We start from the raw sequence: 1,005 nt of genomic DNA on the forward strand, positions 1-1,005 counted from the left end.
CCTGATTCAAATAAGGGTGGTGAAGTAGGCCGGTTTTTCTTACGGATTCAAGATCCCAAAGAGCTCACGACCTATTCTTCACCTCTACTATACAAAAGAAGTAGTGCGAACCAATGCCTTGGTCTGCACTACTAATCTTAGTATGTTTTTCTTATTGAACTAACGGGGGGAGGTTAGTTGAAGAGTGTTGTATAACTTGTGTTCAACAACTTAACGCAATGTAATCAATCTACTTTAAGGAGTTTATAATGAAAAAAATTAATCTTTTAATAATTGTAGATTTAATGGGGCTTTTATTTTTATTTGCTACTTTTTTTCTTCAATTTGAATATTTATTTGTAACTCGTATTGTTTTAATTGTTTTTACAATAGTATATATAGTGATTGAAATAAAAAAAGAGTATTTTTTGGCAAATAAAATGATATTTATTATTTTCAGTGTGGTTAGTATGATTGCTTTAGTAGTAAGTATTTTATATGATACTTCAGTGAATAACCTGAATAATGAAGTTTTTTTAATCCTTGTATTTATTTTTATTCTGATTGGTACTAAGCATAGAGATTTATATGATAATAACAAATAACAAAAATCTCCTTTTAGTTCAACGTAAACTGAAAGGGGCTTTTGTTATAATAAGAGACGGTTAGTTGAAGAAAAATAAAGCTAATTAGCATTCTTGTGTCTATTTTCGTTATTCCATTATAGGGTGCAATTGTTTAATAAGTGTCTCTGTTCTTCTTAAACTCCCATGAAAATTAAACGCCAAACTTCGCAAAAATGGCAACACTAAAAGAAACGCAGCTCATTTTTTTTAAAAAAAGTGCAGCGTCTAGTTGTTGGTTCAGAATATTTTTTGGATTAGGAGACTTGCGGTTCAGTGATTGTAACGTTGTATCCTAAGTTTTCAAGCCTTCGAACAGAATACCGTACAATAGATTGTTGCTTTTGTTTGTCAAAATAATCTTCGCCTAAGTCTACATACATTTCTTTGCGTGTTAAGAGAT

At 30.4% G+C, this 1,005-nt stretch carries 1 protein-coding gene; it reads left to right on the top strand.

Annotated features, from left to right (window positions below; all coding sequences use genetic code 11):
* The first annotated feature begins 248 nt into the window (after positions 1 to 248).
* Positions 249 to 584: a hypothetical protein gene (locus AC1TO4_RS19805; RefSeq protein ID WP_482106707.1), complete on the top strand. Its 336-nt coding sequence runs from the start codon at positions 249 to 251 to the stop codon at positions 582 to 584.
* The last annotated feature ends 421 nt before the right edge of the window (positions 585 to 1,005 follow it).

The sequence above is a fragment of the Sporosarcina sp. Y838 genome, assembly GCF_056786515.1.